The organism is Roseomonas sp. KE2513 (assembly GCF_016107305.1).
Classification (GTDB): Bacteria; Pseudomonadota; Alphaproteobacteria; order Acetobacterales; family Acetobacteraceae; genus Roseomonas.
On record NZ_RCVR01000154.1, the window covers coordinates 1 to 1007 of the forward strand.

The 1007-nt window shown below is 64.0% G+C and carries 1 protein-coding gene; it reads right to left on the minus strand.

Annotated elements, in window-relative coordinates:
* Nucleotides 1-946, minus strand: a 946-nt coding sequence (locus tag D9599_RS30700; protein WP_198385128.1) for an IS481 family transposase, incomplete at its 3' end; no start/stop codon positions are given.
* Between the last annotated feature and the right edge of the window lie 61 nt (nucleotides 947-1007).

A 1007-nucleotide genomic window follows, 5' to 3' on the forward strand; every position in this document is an offset into this window, starting at 1 on the left:
TGTACGGTCCCGGGGTGTGGTGTGACGGATCGAGCCTGAAGCGTTCAGGCTCTTTCGTCCATGTTTGGTGGATGAACTCATTGGGTGTGAGGCCGCGCAGGGTCTTGAGCCGGCGTGCATGGTTGTAGGCATCGACGAACAGCTGGAGGTGGGACTGCAGCTGCTCGTGGGTGTCGTAGTGGTAGCGCTTGACGGTGGCGTCCTTGATGGTGCGGTTCATCCGCTCGACCTGACCGTTGGTCCAGGGATGATTGATCTTGGTCAGCCGGTGCTCGATGCCATGCTGGCGACAGACACGGTCGAAGATGTGCTCCGTGTCCCAGATGTCCTGTTTGCGCGGGGTGAACTGCACGCCGTTGTCGGTCAGCACGGTGTGTATGCGGTACGGGATGGCTTCGATCAGCTCGCGCAGGAACTGGGCTGCCTCCATCTTACCCGCGCTCGGGACGAGGCGGACGAAGGCGAACTTGCTGGTGCGATCGATGGCCACGAAGAGGCGCAGCTTGCCTTCTTCGGTGCTGACCTCGGCCAGGTCGATGTGGAAGTAGCCAATCGGGTAGCTGGCGAAGCGCTGCCGGGCCGGCTTGTCTCCGCCGACCTGGGGCAAGCGGCTGATGCCATGTCGCTCCAGGCAGCGGTGCAGCGTCGAGCGCGTCAGATGAGGAATGGTGGGCTGGAGGGCGTAGAGGCAGTCGTCCAGAGGCAGCAGGGTGTGCCGACGGAAGGCGACGGCAATAGCCTCCTGCTCGGGCGTCAGGACGGTGGAGCGGAGCTCCTTTGGCCCCATGGGAGCATCGGCCGTCGTGGCCCGCTTGCGCCATTTCTGGACCGTGGTGGGGCTGACACCGAAGCGCCGGGCCAGGGTCCTTACGCTCTCTTGTTGTAGCTGGATCGCGCGACGAACCGCCTCCGTCGTACGGGCGCAGCCGTGAAGAACTTGGCCCATAGCGCATCCCTCGCAGCATGGTGGTCCAGCGTACCACCACACCCCGGGACCAAACACCTAG